The following is a 1,270-nucleotide window of genomic DNA, read 5'->3' as shown; positions in this document are numbered from 1 at the left end:
GCCTTGACCAGATCGTGCTCGAAACGCTCGTCGAGCATCTCGCCGGCCGAACGGGTGAAGAGATCGAGCAGGCTGCGGCTTTGCTCCAGCGTTAGCCCGCGCAGGATGTTTGCGCTCTGCAATGCGTTCACGGCCTCGCGGATCGTGTTCGGGCCAAAACCGTCGAGCAGGTTCGGCGGCGCGCGCAGCACGAATTGCCGCAGTACGTCGGCGATGTCTTCAAGTTCGCGCGAAAAACCGTCGAGTGCATCCGCATCACGGGCACTGAGCCGCGCGACGGACGCTTTCGTCCGCCCCTCGCCAGTGAGGAGATAGCTGCCGTCCGGCGCGGGCAGGAAATTCTGCGCGCGCCGCTCGACGATTCGCAGGCCCTGTTCGGCAAGCCCGAGGTCGCGGATCACCTGTGGATTGAGCAGGCTCACGGTGTAGGCTGCGACCGAATTCTTGAAGCCGGGGTGAAACTCCTCGGTGACTGCGGCCCCGCCGACCACCTTGCGGCGCTCGACGACACGCACGCGCAGGCCTGCCATCGCGAGATAGGCCGCGCAGGTGAGGCCGTTATGGCCAGCGCCGATGATGACGACGTCGGTTTCGGTCATGATGTCCCTGGCGTCATTCCGGGGCGAGGCGACGGGACCGCGTAGCGCGGCCTGGAGCATCGAACCCGGAATCTCGAGGTTCCGGGTCTGGTCCTTCGGACCATCCCAGAATGACGTTCTATATCAAGCATTTCCTCCCGCAACATCACGAGACCATTTATTGCCCGTTCAGGCGCCTTGTGCTCCATTGCGCGCGATCCGGCGCCCGCCGGGGATCTATCCCGACGCGTTTTCTCGCGCGAACCGGTGCCCACTTCGCTGGAAAACGCTTTTGCTGGAGCTTCCATGGATTCGATCGTGCAACCCGCCGCCACGGAGCAGCCGTCCTCGTCGCGCAACCGGCTGGTGCTGACGGTCTATACGGCCGCGATCTTCGTCAGCGCGCTGCTGCTGTTCTCGGTGCAGCCGCTGTTCACGAAAATGGTGCTGCCGCGGCTCGGCGGGTCGCCGGCGGTGTGGTCGGTGGCGATGGTGTTTTTCCAGTCGCTGCTGCTCGCGGGCTATGCCTATGCGCATCTGCTGATGCAGATCAAGAGCCGCATCGTTCCGGTCGTGGTGCATCTGGTTCTGCTGATCGCGGCCTTCGCCACGCTGCCGCTCGGTGTCGCCAGCGCCTATGGCGAGCCGCCCGCTTCCGGCTATGCGTTCTGGTTGCTCGGCCTGTTCGTGGT

At 64.6% G+C, this 1,270-nt stretch carries 1 protein-coding gene and 1 pseudogene; one reads left to right on the top strand and one right to left on the bottom strand.

Annotation, left to right across the window (positions count from 1 at the left end):
- On the bottom strand, positions 1-599 hold a 599-nt coding region (locus tag ACXJL8_RS41435; protein WP_456687076.1), incomplete at its 3' end, for a phytoene desaturase family protein.
- Between the two features lie 285 nt (positions 600-884).
- Here ACXJL8_RS41435 and ACXJL8_RS41430 point away from each other — a divergent pair.
- Positions 885-1,270 (top strand): annotated as a pseudogene (locus ACXJL8_RS41430) (class I SAM-dependent methyltransferase); the annotation flags it as partial.

Source organism: Bradyrhizobium sp. P5_C11_2 (genome assembly GCF_054049755.1).
Note: the sequence above shows the minus strand (reverse complement) of the source record. Positions and strands in the feature narration are given on the sequence as shown.